This is a genomic window from Desulfovibrio gilichinskyi, assembly GCF_900177375.1.
In the GTDB taxonomy this organism is placed as follows: domain Bacteria; phylum Desulfobacterota; class Desulfovibrionia; order Desulfovibrionales; family Desulfovibrionaceae; genus Maridesulfovibrio; species Maridesulfovibrio gilichinskyi.
In genome coordinates this window covers 1-2,305 of sequence record NZ_FWZU01000012.1, presented here as the reverse complement: position 1 = coordinate 2,305, position 2,305 = coordinate 1, and the positions used below count along the sequence as shown (strand labels likewise).

Sequence of the window (2,305 nt, the reverse complement as noted above, 5' to 3'; positions counted from 1 at the left end):
CTAGGTAGCTAGTGGGAAAGTAGGTCGTCGCAAGGACTTTATTTTTAAAGAAACCCCGTACATAATATATGTACGGGGTTTCTTGCGTTGGCGGGAGAATTGCTCGGTATTTTAAATACTCGTATACTTTTGACGGATCCGGAATAGAATAAGTAAAAGCAGTTTTTAGTAAAAAAAGTCTTTCAGTATTAACTGTTTCTAATTTTGCATGTTGACGTAATCTCGACTTGTATGCTTAATGAAAAGCATGAAAAAATACGTTATAGTAATACTATTAGTTGTGTTTTCGGGCTGTGCGCGTGGGAATCATGATCTATCTTTTGATAAAATAAGTCATGATCCTGTTGCCCTACGCATAATGCTCGCAGAAATGCCTAAAGGGGCGGAGCTGCATACTCATCTATCAGGAATTCCTTACGCTGAAGATTATTTAACGTGGGCAGCTGCAGATAAAGCATGTATTGATAAAACAAGTAGCCGAATAGTTGAAGGTCCGTGTGGAAACAACTCAATCCCAGTCAGACAGCTTTTTGTTAAAAGTAATATCTGGAATACAGTCGTAGATACATTATCTGACAGACAGAATTTACAAGATAATAAAATCTGGGGTCACGATCATTTTTTTGATACTTTTGGAAAATTCGGAGTTGCAACTGATAATCGCGGGCGTATGTTGGCTTATGCTGCAAAACAGGCTTATCGTGACAATGTACAATATGAAGAAATCATGCTTTCCATTTATGGACCTCATGGTGTTGCATCTTTAAGTAAGCAAGTCGGGTGGGATGGTAATTTCGATTCTACTCTTAAAAAATTAAAGAAGGCCGGTCTATACTCCGAGATGGATCAGGCTATAAAAATATTTGATGCTGCCGAAGACTTAAAAAATCAAATTCTCAGTGACGGAAACGGAAGTAAAGTTCTTCAGCGCTATATCAATCAAGTTATTCGTGTCTCGGAACCAGCGAATGTTTTTTGCCAGATGGCATGGTCATTTGAACTTGTTCGGAAAGATCCACGTGTGATTGGTGTCAATCTAGTCGCCCCAGAAGATGACCCCATAGCAATACGAGATTATAAATTGCATATGGATATGCTGGATTTTTTCCATAATATTTATCCGGATGTTCCTATTACACTGCATGCAGGAGAGCTTACACCTTTGCTTGCAACTCCAGAAGCATTATCAGATCATATTTTCCTAGCAATTACGAAAGGGCATGCGAAGCGTATAGGTCATGGTGTTGATATACCATATGAAAAAAATGCTCGTGATACTCTTGCCATTATGAAGGAGCAAGGCATTGCTTTAGAGTGTTTACTTACAAGTAATGATGCTATTTTAAAAGTCTCCGGTAAGAATCATCCTGTTCATATGTATATCAAATCTGGTGTCCCTGTCGCTTTCTCTACAGATGATATGGGGATTGCGAGATCCACGTTGACAAATGAGTATGTAACGGCTGTTATTGATCAAGGCTTGACTTACGCCGATTTAAAAAATGCTGCGCGTAATTCGCTTGAGTATTCGTTTCTCGAGGGACACTCGCTTTGGGCTGATGTAAGTCCGTATAAGATGATTAAAGCCTGTGCTGAGAACTCTGGTTCAGATAAAGAGTGTAAGGAGCTTCTTTCTAATAGTAGTAAGGCTACTCAGCAATGGGAACTTGAGCAAAAGCTTAAAGATTTTGAAACGAACTACCTGGCCGCACACTGATATCTATAAGTGAAAGCTTTGTTATAGCGTAATAGTAAAATGGACTGTTAAGCATGCTCTTGAAGTAAGTATGTTTAGTCGGCACCTCTTTCTTTTCTATAGGTAGCTTTTTATGTTTAGGATTCACTTCACCTAGAACGTCATTTGTCCAGACTTTATGCTCAACTGAGTAAAATAAAGGGCTGGTTGCTGTTAACCGGCTGTATCTTCATGGGATATTCACAATAATTCAAAAACCTGTTGACTGTTTGGAGTGATTTACATAGAACCTCTTTCTCGGGTCGGCAACGGCTGAACGCCACAGCACTTCCCGAGATTTTTTTTGACTGACCGGTCACAAAACGGTTGACATTGAGACGGTGATTATATACTTTCCGATTCCGCGCTGCCGAAAGGGGCGTAACCGAGTTAAGTCTCGGAGATCATTGAAAAAAAAAGTTAAATTAGTTGTTGACTGAGCGAGCTTACTTGAGTAAGTTTCGCCAGCTTCCTCTAAGGCTGAAAGCAGCACGAACACGAATTGTTCGCAGGAAGAATGACAGTAAAAACTTTTAAAAAGTGATTGACAGCGAAAGCGGTTTGATTTAG

At 39.6% G+C, this 2,305-nt stretch carries 1 protein-coding gene; it reads left to right on the top strand.

The window, feature by feature from the left end:
- Positions 1-238: 238 nt before the first annotated feature.
- On the top strand, positions 239-1,717 hold the full coding sequence (locus tag B9N78_RS17950; RefSeq protein ID WP_245805593.1) for an amidohydrolase family protein: 1,479 nt from the start codon (positions 239-241) through the stop codon (positions 1,715-1,717).
- Positions 1,718-2,305: the final 588 nt, after the last annotated feature.

Excerpts from the sequence above, each read along its gene's own strand:
- B9N78_RS17950 (WP_245805593.1), top strand. The coding sequence starts at position 239 with ATGAAAAGCATGAAAAAATACGTTATAGTAATACTATTAGTTGTGTTT.